Origin of the sequence: Endozoicomonas sp. ALB032 (genome assembly GCF_049310125.1) — a bacterium.
Classification (GTDB): Bacteria; Pseudomonadota; Gammaproteobacteria; order Pseudomonadales; family Endozoicomonadaceae; genus Endozoicomonas_A.
Genome location: NZ_JBLYNW010000001.1, coordinates 1686409 through 1708210 on the forward strand (window position 1 = coordinate 1686409; position 21802 = coordinate 1708210).

General features: G+C 45.4%; 20 protein-coding genes. 11 read left to right on the plus strand and 9 right to left on the minus strand.

Going from position 1 to position 21802, the window contains the following annotated elements:
* The first annotated feature begins 3 nt into the window (after positions 1-3).
* From ACO6VG_RS05600 to ACO6VG_RS05620, 5 genes are all read left to right on the plus strand, one after another.
* On the plus strand, positions 4-225 hold the full coding sequence (locus tag ACO6VG_RS05600; protein ID WP_422136005.1) for a hypothetical protein: 222 nt from the start codon (positions 4-6) through the stop codon (positions 223-225).
* A complete protein-coding gene (locus tag ACO6VG_RS05605; RefSeq protein WP_422473102.1) occupies positions 197-1969 on the plus strand; it encodes a hypothetical protein in 1773 nt (590 codons plus the stop codon). The genes ACO6VG_RS05600 and ACO6VG_RS05605 overlap by 29 nt, the downstream gene beginning before the upstream one ends.
* A gap of 355 nt (positions 1970-2324) precedes the next feature.
* Positions 2325-4145, plus strand: a complete 1821-nt coding sequence (locus ACO6VG_RS05610) for a hypothetical protein (protein ID WP_422139367.1) — start codon at positions 2325-2327, stop codon at positions 4143-4145.
* A 301-nt stretch (positions 4146-4446) separates the two neighbouring features.
* Positions 4447-6363, plus strand: coding sequence for a hypothetical protein (locus ACO6VG_RS05615; RefSeq protein WP_422473104.1), 1917 nt, complete (start codon positions 4447-4449; stop codon positions 6361-6363).
* A 163-nt stretch (positions 6364-6526) separates the two neighbouring features.
* Positions 6527-8542 carry a hypothetical protein gene (locus tag ACO6VG_RS05620; RefSeq protein ID WP_422473106.1) on the plus strand — a complete coding sequence of 672 codons (2016 nt, stop codon included), beginning with the start codon at positions 6527-6529 and terminating at the stop codon, positions 8540-8542.
* 43 nt (positions 8543-8585) lie between these two features.
* Here the strand turns inward: ACO6VG_RS05620 and deoC are convergent, their stop codons facing one another.
* Positions 8586-9344 (minus strand): deoxyribose-phosphate aldolase, encoded by a 759-nt coding sequence (deoC, locus tag ACO6VG_RS05625; protein ID WP_422136011.1) that lies wholly within the window; start codon positions 9342-9344, stop codon positions 8586-8588.
* A gap of 527 nt (positions 9345-9871) precedes the next feature.
* Between deoC and ACO6VG_RS05630 the strand changes: the two genes are divergently transcribed.
* Complete coding sequence (locus tag ACO6VG_RS05630; RefSeq protein WP_422136012.1) at positions 9872-10822, plus strand: LysR substrate-binding domain-containing protein; 951 nt, start codon at positions 9872-9874, stop codon at positions 10820-10822.
* A 63-nt stretch (positions 10823-10885) separates the two neighbouring features.
* Here ACO6VG_RS05630 and ACO6VG_RS05635 read toward each other — a convergent pair whose 3' ends face one another.
* The 3 genes from ACO6VG_RS05635 to ACO6VG_RS05645 form a co-directional block, all read right to left on the minus strand.
* On the minus strand, positions 10886-11347 hold the full coding sequence (locus ACO6VG_RS05635) for a nucleoside deaminase (protein ID WP_422136013.1): 462 nt from the start codon (positions 11345-11347) through the stop codon (positions 10886-10888).
* 38 nt (positions 11348-11385) lie between these two features.
* The gene (locus tag ACO6VG_RS05640) at positions 11386-12285 is read right to left on the minus strand and encodes a DMT family transporter (protein ID WP_422136014.1); all 900 of its coding nucleotides are present in this window, start codon (positions 12283-12285) and stop codon (positions 11386-11388) included.
* A gap of 107 nt (positions 12286-12392) precedes the next feature.
* Positions 12393-12869 carry a YbjN domain-containing protein gene (locus tag ACO6VG_RS05645; RefSeq protein WP_422139372.1) on the minus strand — a complete coding sequence of 159 codons (477 nt, stop codon included), beginning with the start codon at positions 12867-12869 and terminating at the stop codon, positions 12393-12395.
* A gap of 200 nt (positions 12870-13069) precedes the next feature.
* Here ACO6VG_RS05645 and ACO6VG_RS05650 point away from each other — a divergent pair, with 200 nt between their 5' ends.
* The 4 genes from ACO6VG_RS05650 (at position 13070) to can (ending at position 16397) form a co-directional block, all read left to right on the plus strand.
* Positions 13070-13573: a hypothetical protein gene (locus ACO6VG_RS05650; protein ID WP_422136016.1), complete on the plus strand. Its 504-nt coding sequence runs from the start codon at positions 13070-13072 to the stop codon at positions 13571-13573.
* A 183-nt stretch (positions 13574-13756) separates the two neighbouring features.
* Positions 13757-14569: an orotidine-5'-phosphate decarboxylase gene (pyrF, locus tag ACO6VG_RS05655; protein ID WP_422473109.1), complete on the plus strand. Its 813-nt coding sequence runs from the start codon at positions 13757-13759 to the stop codon at positions 14567-14569.
* Between the two features lie 320 nt (positions 14570-14889).
* Entirely contained in the window at positions 14890-15396 is a 507-nt protein-coding gene (locus tag ACO6VG_RS05660; protein ID WP_422136018.1) for a DUF29 domain-containing protein, read from the plus strand.
* 341 nt (positions 15397-15737) lie between these two features.
* Positions 15738-16397, plus strand: coding sequence for a carbonate dehydratase (gene can, locus ACO6VG_RS05665; protein ID WP_422136019.1), 660 nt, complete (start codon positions 15738-15740; stop codon positions 16395-16397).
* 195 nt (positions 16398-16592) lie between these two features.
* Here can and ACO6VG_RS05670 read toward each other — a convergent pair whose 3' ends face one another.
* On the minus strand, positions 16593-16904 hold the full coding sequence (locus tag ACO6VG_RS05670; RefSeq protein WP_422442036.1) for an RING finger protein: 312 nt from the start codon (positions 16902-16904) through the stop codon (positions 16593-16595).
* A gap of 394 nt (positions 16905-17298) precedes the next feature.
* Here ACO6VG_RS05670 and ACO6VG_RS05675 point away from each other — a divergent pair, with 394 nt between their 5' ends.
* A complete protein-coding gene (locus ACO6VG_RS05675) occupies positions 17299-17829 on the plus strand; it encodes a cytochrome b (protein WP_422136021.1) in 531 nt (176 codons plus the stop codon).
* A gap of 55 nt (positions 17830-17884) precedes the next feature.
* On the opposite strand, the gene ACO6VG_RS05680 is transcribed toward ACO6VG_RS05675, so the two are convergent.
* The 4 genes from ACO6VG_RS05680 to ACO6VG_RS05695 all read right to left on the minus strand — a co-directional run bounded on the left by ACO6VG_RS05680 (position 17885) and on the right by ACO6VG_RS05695 (position 21737).
* Entirely contained in the window at positions 17885-19534 is a 1650-nt protein-coding gene (locus ACO6VG_RS05680; RefSeq protein WP_422411245.1) for a hypothetical protein, read from the minus strand.
* Positions 19535-19606: 72 nt separating this feature from the next.
* Positions 19607-20365: a tRNA pseudouridine(65) synthase TruC gene (gene truC / locus ACO6VG_RS05685; protein WP_422136023.1), complete on the minus strand. Its 759-nt coding sequence runs from the start codon at positions 20363-20365 to the stop codon at positions 19607-19609.
* Positions 20366-20404: 39 nt separating this feature from the next.
* On the minus strand, positions 20405-21277 hold the full coding sequence (locus tag ACO6VG_RS05690) for an SdiA-regulated domain-containing protein (RefSeq protein ID WP_422136024.1): 873 nt from the start codon (positions 21275-21277) through the stop codon (positions 20405-20407).
* A gap of 109 nt (positions 21278-21386) precedes the next feature.
* Entirely contained in the window at positions 21387-21737 is a 351-nt protein-coding gene (locus tag ACO6VG_RS05695; RefSeq protein WP_422136025.1) for a hypothetical protein, read from the minus strand.
* Positions 21738-21802 lie beyond the last annotated feature (65 nt).

A 21802-nucleotide genomic window follows, 5' to 3' on the forward strand; every position in this document is an offset into this window, starting at 1 on the left:
CGAGTGCCACCATCAGGTTTCCCGGAGAACGTTCGACTCGGAAGCGGTATTGGTTTCAGGCGGTCATTCCATGCTCAGGCACAAACCTATATTGAAGACGGCGTGACCGGATCTGACCTGTTCGTAAAATTGAGTACTGCTGCAATCCATGGACTACTTTATCAGGGCACTTATAAAATAGAGAAGGCCGATGTTGATGAGTCACTCCGTTTCTCGATTACCTGAGACAGTAAAGCGATTGATACTTTTCCGTCGTAACAACACCAATCAGTGGGTTGCAGCTACCCTCAGCCTCGTCGCTATGGCTTGCCCCTGTTCAAAATTGCTGGCAGGAAATCCTTTTTCTACACCGGTGGAGGAGAAATTTATTATAGGAAAAATGACAAAAGAGTCTGGCTTCCTGGAGGATTTGATTAACCATAATACTTATATAGGGAAAAACCCTCCTTCTGCTCTCAGCCCGAATACAACTCATCTTATCTTCGCCATGAATCATGAAAATCAGCAAGGTGAAAAAATGGATGAGGATTCAGAAGCATCGGAGGGAGCTGGAGCACAACAACCGCAGCATTTAATGCAGATACCTCTCCCACCAATGACCCTTGCAGAAGTCGCTACTATTATCGAGGGCTTGAATACAGGCTTTAATCAAGCCACCCTAAACACTATGTTGAGCTATGTTCCGGCGACCCCTCCCAATGGGGACCTGACAATTCTAATTATGTTGCAGCAATTGATAAAAACTCTCAACATTACGGTTCAGGATAACCAGAATGTCATGGTAACTGTTCTATCTTCTATCCAGGGTACCACATCACCTGTCGATATCACCAAACCACAAGATCGACGGAGACTCGCGACGTTGATGCTGGCTTACTATACAGCTATCCATTCAAATGGAGCATCCCCTCGAGCAGCTAATGTTTTTTTTAACTCATTCCTGCTTCACGCCACTCAGTTGTCTGGTATCGAAAGACTTGATGCCAAAAAAGGTGATCTATTAGGTACAGATGAGCCAATAGAAGCTCACGAAATTTTAAAAGCCAAACTCAAAGAGTCTGCTTCAATCTTCTCTGCACTGGTGGCGCTGGAAGAGATGCGCTTTGATTTTTTGGAACAAATGGAGAACCCTCTGGAAGCTGATAGATTCGGAACATCAGCCGACGATTTACAGCTAATAGCTGCTTCCAGTCTACTCAACTATGACGTTAATGAGAACGAAGAATCACTTTATGAGTGCCATATAAATTCAGCAGAACGAATGTTGATATTAATAAAGGAATATGGTGAAAATAAACCTGAACTGGTTGCCTTGAATAGTCAGTTCATTAATTTGCTTAATGCCATAAGACTGACTCTTGATCCTTTCACTTTACAATCTGCAACTGCACTTATTCACAATATATCGAGTTATCTTAGTAAATCAAAGTCGTATCAAACCTCTACTGAGATTAGAGGCATAATGAGCAAAGAACAGAAATTATTTGAAATATTCAGAAATATATTAACCGACGCAAAAGACAATCCGGGCAATGAGAATCCTGAATTATTTAAAGAATTGTTTGTAGCCATAAAAAAATACATATCACATCAATTGAAAAACATGTTTGCTGATGAAAATGATTACCAAGTCATAATGGTAACCCTCGGCACAGGATTTGCGGACCTGCTGGGTCATGCACGCATGAAGCTGTCAATGCTTGAGCCAACTATTGACACCAATGCCAATGAACAGGCTGATGATGCCGTGCATAGAGGAGCAGCAAAGGGGAAAAAAGGCATAGAGCTCAACAAAGATGGGAAGACGAGAAAACACCTGAAAGAACGCGTAGATTACTTTATTGATTTTGTCGATTGGTTCAGGTTTTACTACGACTTTGCCATGAAGAATCCTTATGATTCTGATACCAGTGACTCTCAAAGCGATGACTCTGAAATCAAGATTTTGAGAGTGGTAACGCCTCACTAGAAGCCTGACCGAGAATAGCGCCCGTCTGGGCGACCCCGTCTGGGCGACCCCGTCTCGGCGACCCCGTCTCGGCGACCCCGTCTCGGCGACCCCTTAGCGAGGTCAGCAGAAAATTGAGGATGAAGGTGCAGGAACCAGATCAACGCAGGAGCAGTTGCCACGTTCCGGGGAAGGTACTTAAAATTTGGCGCAGAAGCGATCCTTAGACTACTTTTTCAAGTCATTAATAAACTGGTGAAATCAGATGTTGATGAGCAACTCAATTTCTCGATTACCTGGATCAGCAAAGCGATCGATTTTTTTCCACCCTGACAAGACTAATCACTCAATTACCGCGTTCCTGGGCCTCATCATTATGACTTGCTCCTGTTCAAAACTGCTGGCAGAAAGTACATTATTAACGACAGTAGACGACAGATTTATCGAAGACAAAACAACAAAATCCTTTGGCTTCCTGGATGACTTGATTAACCATAATGCTTACATAGGAAAAATCCCTCCATCTGTTCTAAATCCGAATTCGACCCAGCTTATCTTTGCCATGAACTATGCAAATGAGCGAGCCGAAGGAATGGATGAGCATTCAGAAGAATTAGAGGGGGCTGTAGCGTCGCAGCCGCAGCCTTTAATGCATATTCCCCTTCCGCCCATGACCCATGCTCAAATTACTGCCATTATCGAAGGTTTAAATGAAGGCCTTGAAGAAGGCACTCTGAACACTATCTTGAGCTACGTCCCGACAACCCTCCCCAATGAGAGTCTGACCATTGTAAGCATGATTCGGCAAGTGATAAAAAGCCTCAATGTAATAATGACCGACGACCAGAATGTGATGATAAAAGTTCTGACTCACATCCTGGGTACCGAATCTTCTGTCGATATCACCAAACCAGAAGATCAAAAGAGTCTCGCGATGTTGTTGGTGAGTTACTATACTGCCATCCATTCAAATGGGGCATCTCCTCAGGCGGCTTATTTCTTCTTTTACTCATTCCTGCTTCACGCCGCTGGCTTGTCTGGTATAAGAAGTCTCCATGCCAGAATAGGTGACCTTTTAGGTGCAGAAAAACCAATACTGGGCCACAAAGCTTTACAAGAAAATGCTAAAGAATCTGCCAAGTTCCTGGTTGGCCTGGAGGTGCTGGATGAAATGCACCTTCAGTTTTTGCAACATATGAAGGATCTCTCAGAAGCTGAAATATCCTGGACATCAGTCGATTCAGTGCTAATAGCCGCGTCCACTTTGCTGAACTATGACGTTAATAAGATCGAAATCCCCATTTATTGGCGTAATGTCAAATCAGCCAGACGCATGTACAGTCTGGTAAAAGAATATTACAAAAAAAGACCTGAATTAGTTGCCTCAAATAGCCAATTTGTGAGTCTCATTGATGCCATAAACCTGATTCTTGATCCTTTCCTTATACAATCCGCATATGAACATGTTGGCAAGATTTCGAGTTATTTTAGTCAATCAAACTGGGGGCAAACCATTACTGATTCCAGAGGCAAAGAACAGGAATTATTTCAAATATTCGAAAAAGTATTAGCCGACGCAAAAAACAACCCGGAAAATCAAAGTCCTGATTTATTTCAAGAATTGCTTCTGGCCATTGAAAAATACATGGCGCAACAATTACAAAAAACGTTCGTGGATCAAAATGATTACCTGGTTATATTGGCAACCCTCTGCACAGGATTTGAAGATCTACTGGAACAGTCAGACAAGATACTGGAATTTCTTGAGGCGACTATTGTCATCAATGCCAATCAGCAGACTAATGAAGCTAAGTATGACAAAGCACTAAAGAGACAAGAAGAACTCAGCAAACAAGAGTGGCAGAGAAAACACCTGAAAGAAAGGATATTATTCTTACAGGATTTCGTTGAGTTGCTCTGGTCTAAATATGAATCTGTTATCATTACTCCCAATGACTACGACAGCAGTGACTACGAAAATAATAACTATAGCAATATTGACTATGCCAGTATTGACTACGGCAGTAGTGACTCTGAAAGCAGTGATACTGAAAACAGTCACGCTGAAAATAGTGATACCGACATTGAGGCTTCTGAAAGAAATGATGCTGAAAGTAGTGATGCTAACTTAGGTGATGATGAAAGTAGTGATGCTGACAGAAGCGGTCTTGAGAGACTTGACGGATTTTATTTTTAATTTTCTTCCTGTTCTTTAAAACCGATTGCTACCAGAAGCCTTCCCAGCAAATTGCTGGCTCCCAGGTGCAGGTGGTATAGATCCGTTCCTGCCTCATAAGCTCAGTGGCAATCGTCAGGTGTCCTGCGGCGTCCCGGCCCGTGAGTTTAAATCCTACGCTCTCTTTGCCACTGTCACAAATCGCTTCCAGTATGATGCAGACAGATTAAGGTTTGACATTCACAGGCACTCAAATTGAGTACTGCTGCAATCTATAGACTACTTTATCAGGGCATTCATTACCCAAAGAAGGCAGAGGTTGATGAGTAACTCCACTTCTCGATTACCCAAAACAACAAAACAATCGATATTCTTCCATCGTGGCAGGGCCTATCGGTCGGTTGTTGCTTGCCTTGGCCTTATCTTTATGGTCTACCCCTATTCAAAACTGCTGGCAGTACATACTTTATTGACACCAGTGGATGAGAGATTTGTTAGAGAAAAAACGACAAAAGCGTCAAATTACCTGAACGATTTGATTAACCATAACGCTTATTTAGGAAGCACCACTCCTTTTTTTCTCAATCCGGATACCACCCAACTCATCTTTGCAATGAACCATGAAAATGAGCAAGTCGAAATAACGGATGAGCATTCAGAAGAATCGGAGGGGGCTGGAGCACTGCAGCCGCAGCCTATAATGGAAATTCCGCTGCCACCAATGACCCATGCACAAATTACCGACATAATCCAAACGTTGAATACAAGCACTGAAGAACGCAGGCAAATCATGAACGCTATGTTGAGATACCTACCGATAACACCTCCCAATGAGAGCCTGACCGTTGCAGACATGATTGAGCACGTGACAAAAGCTCTCGGTGTTGTGACGGACCATAAGCAGGATGACATAATAGAAGTTCTATATTCTATCCAGGGCACTCAATCACCTGTCGATATTACCAAGCCAGTAGACAAATTCAGGCTCGCGATATTGTTGGTGACTTATTATACCGCCATCAATTCAAATGCAGTTTCCCCTAAAGTGGCTAACATTTTTTTTAACTCATTCCTGCTTCACGCTGCCGCCCTGTCTGGTATCGAGAAACTCGATGCCATAAAAGGTGATCTTTTAGGTATAAAAGAACCCATAAAAGATTACGAAGTTTTAAAAGCAAATGTTAAAGAGTCAGCTTCGATCTTCATTGGCAAGGGAGTGCTGGAAGGAATGCGCTTTGATTTTTTGCAACAATTGAAAGATAACTCAAAAATTGTAGAATTCGAGACACCAGCCAGTTACCGGCTATTAGTTGCTTCTACTCTGCTCAACTATGGCATGATTGATAACGGAATGCCGGTTTATCAGCGTAATATGATATCAGCTATCCGGATGTTAAGACTGATCGTAGAATATGGTGAAAAAAAACCCGAATTAGTTGCCTCTAATAGTCAGTTCATCAATTTTATTAATGCCATAAGCCTGATGCTTGATCCTTACGTTATACAATCTGCAAGTGAATGTATTAACAACATGACGGATTATTTCTACCAGTCAAACTGGGATCAAACCATTACCGACAATGAAGGCAAAGAACAACAATTATTTGAAATATTCAAAAAGATCCTAAGCGACGCTAAAGACAACCCGGGAAATGAAAATCCTGAATTATTTCAAGAATTGCTTCTGGCCATAGAAAAATACATAGAACAAAAATTACCAAAAACGTTTACTGATCAAAATGATTACCAGGTCATAATGGTAACGCTCTGCACAGGATTTGACCACCTTCTGGTACAATCAAACAGAATGCTGACATGCCTTGAGTGCAATATTTTCATCAATGCTAATCGGCATAATGATGAATGCAACCATGGCAAGGCAGCAACAGAACAAAAAGAGAGGCAAAAGAAACACCTGGAAGAGCGGATATCATACTTGCGAGATTTCGTCGATATGCTCAGGTCTAAGTATGATTTTGCTATGAAGACCCCTCTTAACTCTTACAGCAATGACTCTGACAGCAATGATTCTGGCAGTGATGACTCTGACAGTAATGATTCTCACATCAGTGAATCTGACAGAAGTGAATCTGACAGAAGTGACTCTGGCAGAACTGACTCTGGCATAAGTGTCCCGGGTAGTAGCGACTCTGAAAGTTGTGATGCGGTCATGGATGACCCTGAAAGTAGTGATGCTGAGAGAGGTGCTCTTGAAAGTCTTGACGAAGTTTATTTTTAATCTTCTTCTCTGTTCTTTCAGACCAAGTGCTAATGGCCTTATGGACTGCAGCTTCCAGCATTATGCAGGTAGATTGAGGTGTAGCATTAAAAAGTGCTCAAGTTGGCCAATGCTGCATTCCGTGGACTACTTTATCAGGGAATTTATAAGTTAGAGAAAGCAGATGTTAACAAGTAACTTCATTTCTGAATTTCCTGAAACAGCAAAAAAACCGATACTTTTCCATCGTGACAGGGCCAAACGGTCGGTTGCTGCTTGTCTTAGCTTTATCATTATGGTTAGCCCTTATTCAAAACTGATGGCAGCACATACTTTATTCACACCCGTGGATGAGAGATTTATTGAAGAAAAAACGACAAAAACCTCTAATTACCTGAACGATTTGATTAACCATAATGCTTATTTAGGAAAAACCTCTCCTTTTTTTCTCAACTCGAATACAACCGAACTCATCTTCGCAATGAACCATGAAAATGAGCAAGTCGAAAAAATGGCTGAGCATTCAGAAGAATCCGAGGGAGCTGGGGCACAGCAACCGCAGCCTTTGATGGAAATTCCGCTGCCACCAATGAACCATGCACAAATTACCGCCATTATCCATGAATTGAATACAGGCATTGATGAAGACATCTTAAACACTATGTTGAGCTACGTCCCATTAGCCCCCCCCAATGAAAGCCTCACAATCTTAAGCATGCTTCAGCAATTGATAAAAACTCACCACATTGTGGTTGACTTCGTACAGCTTGAAATGTTGGCAATTCTAACCAAAATCCATAATACCGAATCATTCGTCGATATGACCAAACCAAAAGATCAACAGTGCTTAGCGGTGCTGATATTGAGTTACTATACAGCCATTAGCTCCCCCCCTCCTGGGGACCATTTCTTTTTTGGCTCATTCCTGCTTCATGCCATCGGCTTATCTGGTATAGAGGTCATAAAAGATGACATTTTAGGCGAAAAAGAACCCATAGAAAATCACGGTTGTTTAAAAGCAAATGTTAAAGAAGCTAATTCGGTCTTCTCTGGTCTGAAATTATTGGGAGAAATGCGTCTTAATTTTTTGCGGCAATTGAATCAACTCTCAAAAGCTGATCAATCCGAGGAACCAGTCAATTTATTGCTAATAGCCGCTACTACCCTACTCAACGATGGCATTAATCGTAACAAAATACCGTTTTATCGACGTAATATAAAATCAGCTAAACGAATATTAAACCTGACAAATGAATATGGTGAAAAAAAAACCGGATTAGTTGTCTCGAATGATCAGTCCATCAGTTTTATTCACTCCATAAGCCTGATTCTAGACTCTTTCGTTAAAAAATTCTCAGTTCTTGAGTATCTCGTTAGACAATTCTCAAATGCAAATATTGATAGCATATCGATTTACTTTGGCAAACTAGACTTGGGTCGAACCATTACTGACTCTGAAGACAAAGAAGATAAAGAAGATAAAGAAGATAAAGAAGATAAAGAAGATAAAGAAGATAAAGAAGATAAAGAAGATAAAGAAGATAAAGAAGATAAAGAAGATAAAGAAGATAAATTATTTGAAATTTTCCAAAAAATATTAATCGGTGCAAAAGATAACCCAAAAAATGAAAACCCTGAATTATTTCAAGAATTGCTTCTAGCCTTAGAAAATTACATAGAACACCAATTACAAAAAAAATTAGTTAATCAAAATGATTATCGCGGCATTTTGATAAACCTCTACACAGAATTTAATAACCTGCTGAAACAATCACACAAGATGCTGGAATTTCTTTCAGCGAGCATTATCATCCATGCAAATCAGCAGGCTGATGTAGTCAAACATGACAAGGCAGCGAATGAACAAGAAGTAAAAGAGCTCAGCAATGACAAAAGGCAGAGAAAACTTCTGGAAGAACGCATATTATACTTGCAAGATTTCATCGATTTGCTCAGCTCTAAATATAATTTTGCTATGGAGACACCTATTAACTATGACAGTAGTGACTCCGATAGCAGTGACTCCGATAGCAGTGACTCCGATAGCAGTGACTCCGATAGCAGTGACTCTGACAGCAGTGACTCTGACAGCAGTGACTCTGGCAGAAGCGGCTCTCGCAGAAGCGGCTCTGGCAGAAGCGGCTCTGGCAGAAGTGACTCTGAAAGCAGTGACTCTGACAGTAATGGATTCTGGCAGTAGCGATGCTGATATAGGGTAGTCTTGGCGAAACTTATTTTTAGACTTATTCCCGTTCTTTCAGACCGAGGGTCACCAGCAGACTTCCAAGCAAACTGCTGGCTCCGAAGCGGTAGTGGTTTCGGTCGATCCATTCCTTCCCCATAATGTCAACGGCAATAGCCAGGTGCTCTGCAGCGTCCTGTGCAGTTCGGATGCCGCCCGCAGGTTTAAACCCTACGTTCTGTTTGCCACTGTCACGAATGGCTTCCAGCATGATACGGGCAGATTCAGGTGTAGCATTGACAGGCACTTTGCCAGTAGAGGTTTTGATGAAATCAGCACCGGCTTCAATGCAGATCTCACTGCCTCGACGAATCAGGGCTGGGTCCTTCAGTTTGCCGCTCTCAATAATCACCTTGAGTATCACTTTGTCTGCACAGACTTCTTTGCAGCGGCGAACCAGCTCAGCTCCAATGGCTTCATCACCGTTCATAAAGGCGCTATAAGGGAAAACAACATCCACTTCATCCGCACCATAAGCGACAGCTGCCCTAGTTTCAGTGACTGCCAGTTCAATATCATCACTGCCTTTTGGAAAGTTGCTGACAGTGGCAACCGTTACATCGTTCAGACCCAGCTCTTTCAGCGTCTTTTTGGCGATGGGAACAAATCTTGGGTAAACACAGACTGCCGCAGTATTGCCTGCAGGTGTTTTAGCTGTGTGGCAAAGATCAATAATCACTTCCGGCGTATCGTTATCGTTCAGGGAAGTAAGATCCATCAATTGCAGAGCCTGACGACTGATAGCAGTGAGATCGGTCAAGGTTCGGTCCTCTGGCTAAAGAGTTTTGGAGGTGACAAAAAAGAATAGAAAAGTGCCTGAATGGAGCCTGTCGTCAGTCGTAGTTTATCTTCAATTCCCTTAAGAACACCACCGAACCATGTGGGAAAAGCTGTCAAAAACAAAAAACCCCCTACACCAAAGACGCAGAGGTTTTTTTGCTGATCATCCACCTGAGTTTGCAGCGTGGACTGCACACTCGACACTTCGTGCAAGAGTTTCTGTACTGCGGGAACAGGCAACAGTGCAGTACACGACTCCTCATAACCTGAGGTTGCTCGAAGTGAAAATTATTTTAGAGAATTCCTGCCAACAGATACAGCAAGTATTTTTGGACGAGCATTCGGCTTTTTTGAATGCTGATGTAGGTGAGTCCTGTCCTGAGAGTCATCTTATATCACTGGAGGCGAGAACATTACGATAAAAAACTCTTATTTAGACTCCCTTTCTGACAACCTTAGAGATACTCTATTAACATCTGAACGTCAGTAGATAGTAGTATTCTCCTCATGATCCCAACGGAATCCCTCGAAATTGTCAGGGCCGTGGCCCACTTCAGAAACTTTACTGCAGCGGCCAAGCACCTGCATAAAGTGCCTTCAGCCATCAGCTACACCGTCCGGAAGCTGGAAGAACGGCTGGATGTGCAACTTTTTCTCAGGGATAGCAAGCGGGTCGAGCTGACTCCGGCAGGTGAGCACTTTATCCAGCAGACAGGCAAACTGCTGACTCAGCTGGAGGAGTTGGAAAAAACAACCCGCCAGATGGCTTCAGGCTGGGAACATGAAATCAGGATTGCCCTGGATAACGTTGTTAACCAGGGCATGGTTTACGATCTGATTCGCGATCTTCAGGCAGTTCGTCCCGAGACCAACCTGGTGATCAATACTGAAGTTCATAACGGCTCATGGGATGCTCTCTTCCACAACCGTTGCCAGCTGGTCATTGGTGCTCCTAAAACCATTCCAGACAATATTGCTACTAACGACCGCTTTGAATGGAAGTCTATGGGATCGCTGGCATGGGATCTGGTGATGTCTCCAGAGCACCCATTGGCCAATGTTTCCGATCCGATTAGTCAGGACATGCTGAAAACTTATAGTTCGATCTGCATTCAGGATACTTCCAGAGTCTTTCGACAGGGCTACAACCTGCTGCTTGAAGATCAGCAAATCCTCCTGGTTCCCAGTTTCCGTATGGCTATTGAGTGCCTGCTGAAAGGGTTGGGCATCACCATCATGCCCAGCCACTTTGTTCAGCCCTACATTGAACAAGAATTACTGGTTCGCAAGGATGTTCTGGATATTCCCATGAACGACAGCTGCTATCTTGCCTGGAATAAGGAAGCCATGGGCAATGGTATCCGCTGGGTTCTGGACTGGCTGGGTGAAGAAAATTGGCTGAACAAAGTCTGGCTTCAGTATGACATTATGAAGCCTATGGGCTATCACGTTCCCTGAGTCAGAAATGTCAGTCAACTCTGTACTTGAATGCCAGCACAAAATTCAATAATAAGCAGGTTTTCAAGAAGGATGGGGCCAGCATTTCATATGTGGTTCGCAGGCAAGCTCTTCTTCTATAGGACCAATGACTTCTATGTTGCCATAGCAACGATCAAAAATGTTTCTGCAACCCATTTGGGTGGAGTGACCGGCAATCTGGTCCAGCGCTTCCATGCTGCATCCATATACCACTTTTGGGATTCCGGCCCAATATATTGCTCCGGCACACATTGGGCAAGGCTCTGTGCTGCTGTAGAGTGTGCATTCACATAACTGTTCTCTCGGTATCTGTCTGCAGGCATGACTTACCAGGTTCAATTCTGCGTGCCGGGTCTGATCACTTTCTGCTTCGGTAGTACATTCAGACTCCAGAACGATTTTGCCGTTATGCACCAGCACCGCACCAAAAGGCGCTTCCCCTTTGTCCAGGGCCTGAGTGGATAACTCTATAGCTCTATAGATGAAAGGCTTGTGCTCACTCATGGGAAACCCCATAGATGTTGGAGAAAAGTATTCTTATGTTAGCAGGAAGTCTCGGTTCTGCGCCGGTCAAAGCGGTTGCCCATGGCCAGAAGATTCCCCAGCAAAATAATCCCTACGCCCAACACAGAAACCGGTTTCCATTGGTATCCCTCCAGAACGGTTGAGATCAAGAGGGCTATGATGGGATAGATAATATCGACATAAGCGGTTCGGTCAGAACCTATGCGCTGAATCAGGGCGATATAAGAGGTCATGGCCACAACCGAACCAAAAACCACCAGATAAACCAGGGAAACCAGATAACCCGGACTGAAGTCAAACGTGGGTGGTACGCCGCGGAGCAAGGCCAACCCACCCATTTCCAACCCACCATAAAACATGGCAAACACTGTCATAGGTGCGACTGACAAGCCGTCTTTCTCATTGACCTCACAGGAGACACTGCCCAAGGAAAACATCACTACTGCACCCAATGCCAATGCCAGGCCCTTAAGCTCCTCAGAGTTTGCGTCAATCTTTATGATATGGGGAAAAAACACCATGAACACACCGACACTACCCAATGCCCCGCCTACAAGAACAGAACGTTTAACGGTGTGCCCCAACCAGAACCGGGCAATGACCACATTTGAATAAAGAATCCCCGTACAAATCAATGCTGAAAGCCCGCTGCTGATGAACTTTTCACTTTCGTAGACCAGCCAGTAGGAAATACCGCAAAGGAAGGTTCCCTGGAAAAAGAACCTGAGATGCTGTTGGCGGGTAAAGCCTGAAAAGCCGCCCCTGAACCGGCAAATCAGCCATAACAACAGAGCGCCCAAGAGAAACCGGTAAGCCACTGACCACATGGAGTCTACGGTCCCTAGCTGCCAGCTAACGGCATACCAGGTCGAGCCCCACACCAGAGAGCAGATACAGAAAAGAGTGGCATTGGACACGTTCTGAAATTCCCGCATCAGAATGTTGACTGTATGACATTAGGCCAATTGGAACATTTCGCCAGAGCAGTGACCGTTTTATTTTCTGATATGAGGCAGCTAAACGTTTAGTGGAACGAAAACTTTCCTTCTACCGGGGGAAGACAATGTTCCTGTTCAGACAGAATATAGTGCATGCTCTGGCACTCCCGATACAACCAGCTCTTAGCCTCCAGGGTCATTGCCAGAAATTCGGAAAACTGACTGTAACAGACACCTTTGGAGGTCATCAGGACATCGGAAGCCACCAGCAAAAGATGGCCTGACTCCAGCATCTCCAGAAACAGTTTGAGCGTCGGTAAGCCGAGATTGAGACGCGTCATATCGGCCTGTACTAAAAATGCAGAGTCGGCTTTCAAATCCAGCTCAGTTGAAAAAAGAATACCAAATGGCTCGATAAACAAACGGCTATCAAGTACGCCATCCAGAGACTGAAGGGATGATATGTGCAATCCGTCGCACCGATCGCACGCCCAGAATTCATGACCGGCCTGATCAAGCCAGATCTCTACCTGTTGCCGGTCTGGTATTACTAACTTCTGCATCAACACTATCTCTGTTTTACCAACCATTTTATGAACTCTCGTCAAGCTATGAAATGGTCAGTTTGACCAGACTCTGAGGCATTCCAACTTCACTGGATGAAAATGTGCAAGCATAACTAACCGCTCTGTCAGTCATTTTGGCAGCAAATCCCTGCATACTGAGCCTACAACATGAAATAACACCACAAGGAGTACAGATTATGCAGGGATCAGGAAGAATCAGTGCCGGTATCCAAACAGCCTTATACGCTTCTGCAAGCCCGATCACAGGCATTGCTGAGGCAGTTCAATTGCTGACCACCATGGTAACCACACCCGGTGCTGTCGCAGGCTATCTGATGGGAAAACTGGTCAGCAAAGCGGTTGAAGCAGGTTGTCACAGACTCAATAAAAACCGGACCATGAAGAGCACGATTGATACCCGGAAGTACGTTCGCCGAACCGTCAGGGGGTTTCAAACTGTCGGTGCCATTTCTGGCTCTCCCCTGGTGATCATGCTGGCACTCTCTCACCCTCTATTGATGGCCTTGTATACCGTTCCTTTACTGACAACAGCCATCAAACAAACCGTTAAGCACCTGATGGCCTGCACAACGGTTTACCGGGCGTTCAGAAGATACGGGACTTCGGGAACTCTGAAGAGTGCTGCAGAACAGATGATAAACTCTGGTCTGATGGCACAGCTATTTCAAAAGGCCAGATAAAAGAAGGCACGGAGGAACATTTCAGCTCCTCCGGCAAATTTCTTTTCTTCAATTCGCGTCAAACAGCCTCATTGGGCGGGGGTGGATGTCAATTGCCGCAACATCAATTGGCGCAACAAAATCCGAGCGTTATCTGTTAGACTGCCCGCCCAGACATCGATCACTGCTACATAAGGCTTTGCTATGCGTTTTCTGGATCAGGTTCAGGCGGCTATGCGTAAGAACAACTCTCTACTCTGCGTAGGCCTGGACCCTCTACCCGAGAAGTTTCCCGCCCACATTCAGGCGCTTGAGCAACCTATTCTGGAATTTAACCGCTTTATTATTGATGCCACTGCCGACTTAGTGTGTGCTTACAAACCCCAGGCTGCCCATTATCATGCCCGTGGTGCAGAAGACGAACTGGCCCAGACCATCGAATACATCAAGGATAATTACCCGGATATCCCGGTCATTCTCGACTCAAAGCGAGGCGATATTGGCAGCACGGCTGATCAGTATGCGGCAGAAGCCTTTGATCGCTACGGCGCAGATGCGATCACTGTCAACCCCTACATGGGCATCGACACCATTGCGCCTTTCAGCCGTTATGAAGACAAGGGCACCATCATCCTTTGTCGAACCTCTAACCCCGGAGCTGCGGCGATCCAGAACCTGAAGGTCGGTGACGACTTCCTTTACGAAGTGATTGCCCGTATGGCCAAAGAAGAGTGGAACAGCCATAACAACCTGCTGCTGGTTGTCGGTGCTACCAACCCTGAAGAACTCAAGCGTATCCGCGCCATTACCGGTGATATGACATTCCTGGTTCCGGGTCTGGGCGCCCAGGGTGGAGACGTAGAAGCCACCGTTAAAAATGGTCTCAACAGTCAGGGTGAGGGCATCATTGTAAACTCTTCCCGTGGCATCATTTACGCTGGCAGTGATGAAAACTTTGCCGAAGCAGCCAGAGCTGCTGCCATTGAACTCAGAGATCAGGTGAATCAGTACCGTTAAACAATGACTACCCGAAGATACCCTGAACGGATATCTTTCTTTAGTTTTCAAGAGCAAGCCCACCCAGGGCTGTGAAGACGGCCCACTGATCTTGCCGGTCGATGCAGGCAGTTCCCGGTATTGGTCTGACTGCCCGCCAATTCCGACTGAACCAGATCACGACGCAGGACAACGGCATCACCGGCGGCTCCGGTGCGTCCCGGCAATAGGTTCAGCGTTTCTCGCACCTGAGGTTAGCGCTGAAGTGCTGTGAAGGGAATGACATAACAATCCTTGTATAAGCTATCCTATACTGGCTGTGATTAACGGGGAATCATGTCATGGATAATGATCAGAAAACACTTTACCAGTCCGACTTCTATCACTGGAAAAAACAGCAAAAACAACATTTGCAAAACCGTGAGTTCGACCGGCTTGATCTTGATAACCTTATAGAAGAAGTAGACGAAATGGGCAGAAGCGAGCGCAATACACTGGAATCCCATCTGGTCATTCTGGTGCTGCATCTGCTCAAATATCAATACCAAACCTTTGTGATTAACCCCAACCTATACGAACCCAAAGAGTTCAGAAGCTGGTACGAGAGTATTTCGCAGTCACGTATGACAATCAGCCGGTTAATCCGTAAAAACCCGTCCCTGAAGCACGAACAGGATGATGCCTTAATAGACAGCTACCCTGATGCCAAACAGGCTGCCATTCGTGAAATGAATAAGTACCTGCGGGAAAATCATCAATTAGATAACACCAGCTTCCCCGACAGTTGCCCGTGGACATTCGATGACATCATGGTTGATGACTTTCTTCCCGACCATCCACAGCGCTAGGAGGCCGACCGAGAATAGCGCCCGTAGCGAGGACGGCAGAAAATTGAGGATGAAAATTCGGTTTTGTGAGGAGAATAGCGAGCTATTTGACGAACAAAAGCGGATTTTTAGACCAATTTGCTGCCGCCGCAGTAGGGCAGTCTATTCTCGGTCGGCCTCCTAGGAGCCTGACAGTTGCCTATTCAGCCGCTTGCCTTCACAGTAACCTTAAAACAGCAGAGCTGTTGCGAGGAATTGCAACGGAGATGCAGCTGTTCGGTACGCCATTAAAACCCTACTGTTATTGGCTTCTATTTCTTCAGCTGTATACTTGTGCGTTATTTCTGATGAGGAAGCTTCCCATGCGCAGACTCAAGAAGCTGTTCGACCAAAACCGTGAATGGTCAGATGCTGTTCGGGAAAAGGAACCTGACTTTTTTGAACAACTTTCTCAGCAACAGGCTCCCAAATACCTGTGGATAGGCTGCTCTGACAGCCGGGTGCCTGCCAATCAGATAACCGGTATGGTGCCTGGTGAGCTGTTTGTTCATCGAAATGTGGCCAATCAGGTCATTCACACCGATCTTAACTGTCTCTCTGTTATCCAGTTCGCCGTTGAGTACCTGAAGGTTGAGCACATTATAGTGACCGGCCATTACGGCTGCGGCGGCGTTCAGGCAGCGGTAAAGAACGGCAAACTCGGCCTGATTGATAACTGGCTGCGTCATATTCAGGATGTACAGCACAAACACCAGACTTTCCTGGACACTCTGGGCAGCCAGGAAGAAGTCTTTGAGCGCATGTATGAGCTGAATGTTGTAGAACAGGCTCTGAATGTTTGCCAGACCCCCATCGTCAGGGATGCCTGGCTGCGAGGACAGGACCTGACGGTTCATAGCTGGATCTATGGGCTGAAAGACGGTCTTCTGAGGGACCTGGGATTATGTGTCTCTGATCCTGAAAGCCTGCATGGACTTTACAGCGATGCCATCAGGCAGATCACCAGTGCAGCTGATGGATGATATAGGTACCCTTTCATTTTCTAGATCTATCCTTCCTCTGTGAAAACCAAATCGGAAGGATAGAATTATCAGACAGACACTCTTTACTGCACCGCTGTTGCTGCTGTCGTTTTTTTTCATCTCTCGGGCCAGAGCACTTGTTCTGGCAGCAGGTGATGATGTTGAGGCGCCCTCAAACAAAACGGAATCAGCGATTTACAAGAGCCGCGCTATCGGTCGCCCATCTGGATGGAACAACACACTACCACGACTTCTCGATAAATTTTCTACTATCACATCAGTAAAGGGTTGTACTTCCCTTTCCCTGACAATGGTTCTGCAATAAGGACAGGTTGTATTTTGCGATAGCCAAGTCTCCAGGCAGTCTTCGTGAAACATATGGCTGCATGGTTCAAGAACTGTGACTGCCCTTCCGGCAAAAGGTGTGAGACAAACAGGGCAATTATCGGTCTCCTTTTGATAAGGTGCCTGATTATTTGGGCTGCCGGGTGGTGTGATTCCGTTCATATCTCTTACTCCTATCTGCTGTTTTTCAAATGAATTGTGACCTTGGATCATTGTCTATCCATTTAGTTCCCTGTGTTTGTTTATTTTTTTTACGCCCGGCATGGGCATGAGCTAATGGGGTGTAAATCCCCTGTGGAAGAAGCTACATCTGACTGTCGGTAAAGATGCCCGTTGATGACAACCACCAGCTTAAGGCGAGTGGAGTCACGCGAGGATCTTTGCGCAGACAATCTGTGCGAAAAAACATAATTTGCCGGAACCAGGTGACAGGATCACCGTTTAAAGTAAGAATAAATGCATCCTTGTGGGTGAAGTTTATTCTTCACTCATAGCAGCCTTGAATAAGATAACGAACTCTAAGCCGCACGCGCTTTTCACTCCAGAGGATAAATCTATGACACCTGCAAAATATCCGTTACTGATGAGACTGCTTCACTGGCTGATGGCCATTACCATCCTGAGTATCATTGCCAGTGGCTGGTACATGGCAGGTCTATCCAAGGACGTCAGCTATAAATACGACATCTACCCTTGGCACAAGTCTTTCGGCATCCTAGTACTGCTGCTGGTTGCGATTCGTATTCTGATACGATTGTTCAGCAAAGTACCCGAGCTACCCAAAGGATTGCCCAACCGTGAGAAGGTATTGGCCAAAATCACCCATTATTCGCTCTATGCCCTGATGATTCTTGTACCTCTGAGCGGTCTTACCATGTCGGATGCAGGAGGGCGTGATGTTTTCTTCTTTGGCATCCAACTGCCCGAATTTATGGAAGACAACAAAGAGCTGGCAGGAACCCTTCATACAATCCATTCCTATATTCCCTATGCATTTCTGGCCATCATAGCCCTTCACGTGGTGGGAGCATTCAAACACCGGTTCATGGATAAGCCTGAACACGATGTGCTGGGCAGAATGTTGTAAATTTGCCAATAAGGGCTCGTTCGGGAGCCCTTTTCCAGACTCTATGCCAATGAAATTAACTGTTAGTGTCGTCAGATGGCCTTATTCGATAAAACTTGAGGTTATAACCTGTTCTCAGAGTATGCATAAGAACCTGTAATGCTTCATTCCATTCACAAACCAAGCCACTGGAAGCTTTCAACGAGGCTCGCTCTCCAAGACCGTCAGAAAAACACAACATTCTCAGTGTCATAATGGCACCATTAACCGAGATAAAAACAGCAAATGTTGATTCATTGGGCTCCTGAATCACCATGACAAAGGTGCCCTCTCCGATGGCATTGTCCATTATCATTTGAATTGAGTTGAACTCCTTAAGCTCATTAACCTCGAGGTCAATATTAAGGGCCATCATCGCTTGATCCATTTCCATTAAACTCAACAAGGGGTATAAATCCGGAAGCTGGGATTCGTCTAACTTCCGAGGTAACGGAATCTTTTGCAGACCTCCAGACATTTGATTCATGAAACATTGCCGAATAGCAACGTCATGCCCCGTTGAGTTATCAGAAACCAGCAACACTTCAACCTCATCGTCATCATCAAATGCCTGCAAGGCTTCCACAGCTTCTTTATCCAGGCAATTAAAAGCCTTAATGGCATTCTCCACCATGAGGTTGAACACATCATCATCAGGCAAGTGAACTTGATAAAGCTGGCCTCCTCTCGACTTATCCAGATAGCAGTTGATCGCAAAAACAAAGAGACTGTGTTTATTACTGGCATAGCCCACCACTTCACCATCCTGATTCAGAAGAAATACAAAAGCCAAACTCTGTTCAATAATAATAAGAGCGAAGGAATAGCCTCCCTGAGAATCAGGAAGCGTCAGAAAATATCCCCGATCTTTCAAAGCCTCGATTGTGCCAAGGGGTCGAGTGTATTCACTCATCCAACCAACAGAGATCAGCCCTGCAATTACATCCTGTTGGATGGCAGCCTTCACCTGAGTCAATAGCTGCTGAAATTTAAGTACCCCGCTATTTGAATTCTCGAGGACGATCTTATCCATGCCGGTCTCCAGATAACAGACATTGAAAGATGAAGCTGAAAAGGCTTTCTGCTGACAGAGAGTTTCATCGACAGGCAAAGTCTGCAACTGGATAACGCTAAAATCACACTGCCGGTTCATCCATTCACAATCAAGCTGATTTTTCTCATCAGATACAGGAGCAGGATCTGGAACATTAACAGCAACAATAAGAGGTAGCATTTCGCTGGAAAAACCACTCAAGGACGGCTCTACCGGAGTCATCTGGCTGGTTGAAGGCCCATCAAAAGCAGCCATCCTTTTCCTGGGACCAAGCCTCGGAACAGAAGCTGACGCAGCCTCACGGACCAAAGGTCTTTCACACTGGCAAGTATTCTCAGTGGATAAATACACCTCTCTGGATTTAGGGTCTTTGCCTCTGGCACTCTTGGCATTAGACTGCCCTTTTTTTCTTATTGCGGCCTGGGCAATCAGCCTTTTTTCCCTGAACCGCTTGCCACACTGATAACATCGACAATCACAGGCATCAAGATTAAGGTCGCACTGCTTGCACCTTTGGCGACCTGATTTATCCGTTACTATTCTATCTTTCTTATAGTCATCGAATCCGTGACTGTAGAACGCTCCAAACAACAACAATGAAAAAAAAAATATACTCAAACCCGCTCTGAGCATAAAGCCTCCTGAAACAAACCGTTCAGGCAGACTAGATAGTTAATTGACATTCGTCATGGGAAATCAGGAAATTCACTCAACTTTCCGACGAAGTGATCTGTTCCAACCAAAGCGAGTCATCAGATCAGAGAAGACAGCATCCAGCGAAGCAGACAAAAGCAGTCGTTCACGGGTAAGGGGATGAGTTAATTCAAGATCAGTACAGGCCAGTAGCAATCTACCCGCTGAAAAGTGTTTGGCAAAGTATCGATTATGAACGCCCTTCCCATGTTTGGCATCGCCAATGATCGGGTGGGCTATATGCTTCATATGCCGACGAATCTGATGTTTCCTGCCCGTTTTAGGCCAGGCTCTTACCAGGGAGTAGCGACTGGTTGGGTATCTTTCTATGGCAAGAGGCAGCTCAACGGTCGCGAGTCTTTCATAAACAGTGACCGCCTCCTGAGCCGGTTTGTCCTGCCGGGCCTTGCGGTCTGTCATTTTATCCAGCTCTTCTTTCAGAGGATGATCAATCACGCCAGACTCTGGCGCATAACCCCTGACGACTGCCAGATAGGTTTTCTCGACCAGCCCTTCCTCAAATTGTTTTCCAACCTGCCGGGCAACCTCAGGCGACAGGGCAAACACTAAAACACCGGAAGTCGGTTTATCCAGACGATGCAGTGGGTAAACATGCTGACCCACCTGATTTCTGACGATCTGCAAAGCGAACCGGGTTTCATTCCGGTCAATCATGGAGCGATGCACCAGCAGACCCGACGGTTTATTTACCGCTACCAGCCAGTGATCCTGATAAATGATTTCCAGTGTTTCCTGGCTCTCTTCTGACATGCACGACATCCCAACAGCAAAGCTCAATATCAAAGGAGGCTACTTTCGTTCAGACAAGGTACTCTTCCTGAATATGTAAAGGTCGTCAGGCTCCCCGACAATAAACACCGTTCCCTGTCTGTCCATAGTAACCCCTTCTGGCTGCTCAATCGTATTCTTCAATCCATGCCAGCCCTTCTCAAGCACCATAACACTGACGGCCTCTCCATTTTCGTCCAGTTCTGTCAAAGAATCGGACTGATCACTGAGCACAACAAAATGCCTTGAAACCGTATCGAAGTGCATCCCTGACAGGTCCTGATTGAAAAACCTCAGGCTTTCTTCCATTTCTTCCTGCTCACGAATCACCAGCTTTCTATCTTTACCCTGCTCGGTGAAACCATTAATACGAAAAATCCGGATGGGGTCTCTCTCTTTGAGGACATAGATCGATTTTGTCTCTGGGTCCCAGGCAATACCTTCAAAGCCTTTGTTGCCTCCTTCTCCTATGCCAAAGGTAAAAGTGGACGCACTGGAGAAATCGATCTCATTCGAATCCGGTTTAATGTCTACCAGCAACAATTCCTGCTGACGTTCGTTGACAACAATAAAACGATCGCCGTCAGCCCAGGCAATACCTTCTACATCAGCATTAAGATTGGATTTCAGCTTTCTCTTGAGGTTTCCATTTTGGTCGTACTCCAGGACATGGATCGAAGAACCTCCTCCGGATACAACATAAAGGGAATCGGTAACAGGACTCCACGTCACTCCGGATACCTGATCACCTGCATCAACGAGTTTCACAGGTCCGGCCACCAATTTATAATCACTCAACGCAATGGCATTTGCCCACTGTTCACTGGATACCGTATGTGACAGGTATTCATTGTAAAGTTTGTCATCGATATCGAAATATTTAATAGCAATCACGGCCACAATCAAAATGACAATGATTCCGAGGGAGAGTTTTCTGAAGTTCTTCATAATGAGGGAATAGGTCAATTTCAGAGGGGGCTTTATGGAGACCGGCAGAGCGCCGTCACATCCCCCCAAGATCAGACAAGTCAGCTCTCATAAGGCCTTCGGTACCCAGATCAAAACCTGCTACTGAAACATGAACATCAAACCAGCTTTTCAGGGCGTTGGCATCTCTCTGACAGGGCCAGCGGCCCGGATCTTCTTCCCAGGCGGAGAGCTCATTTTCCATCATGTCCCGGGCGTGGTTGGCTACTGCTGCTTCCAGGCCCTCCTCTGTTTCCTGTTCATCCAGCAGGTAGGAGCCACCTTCCAGGCTCCAGTCTTCTGGCAATTCTGTCCCCAGCCCTTTCGCCCATTCAATAAAAGGCTGTCTGGGCTTCAGGGTTACAACACAACGATTGATAAACTTCATGACTTTTACCATAAAATGCAGCTTCATCGGATTCTGGAGCCATTTCGACAAGGTCAGCTGCAATT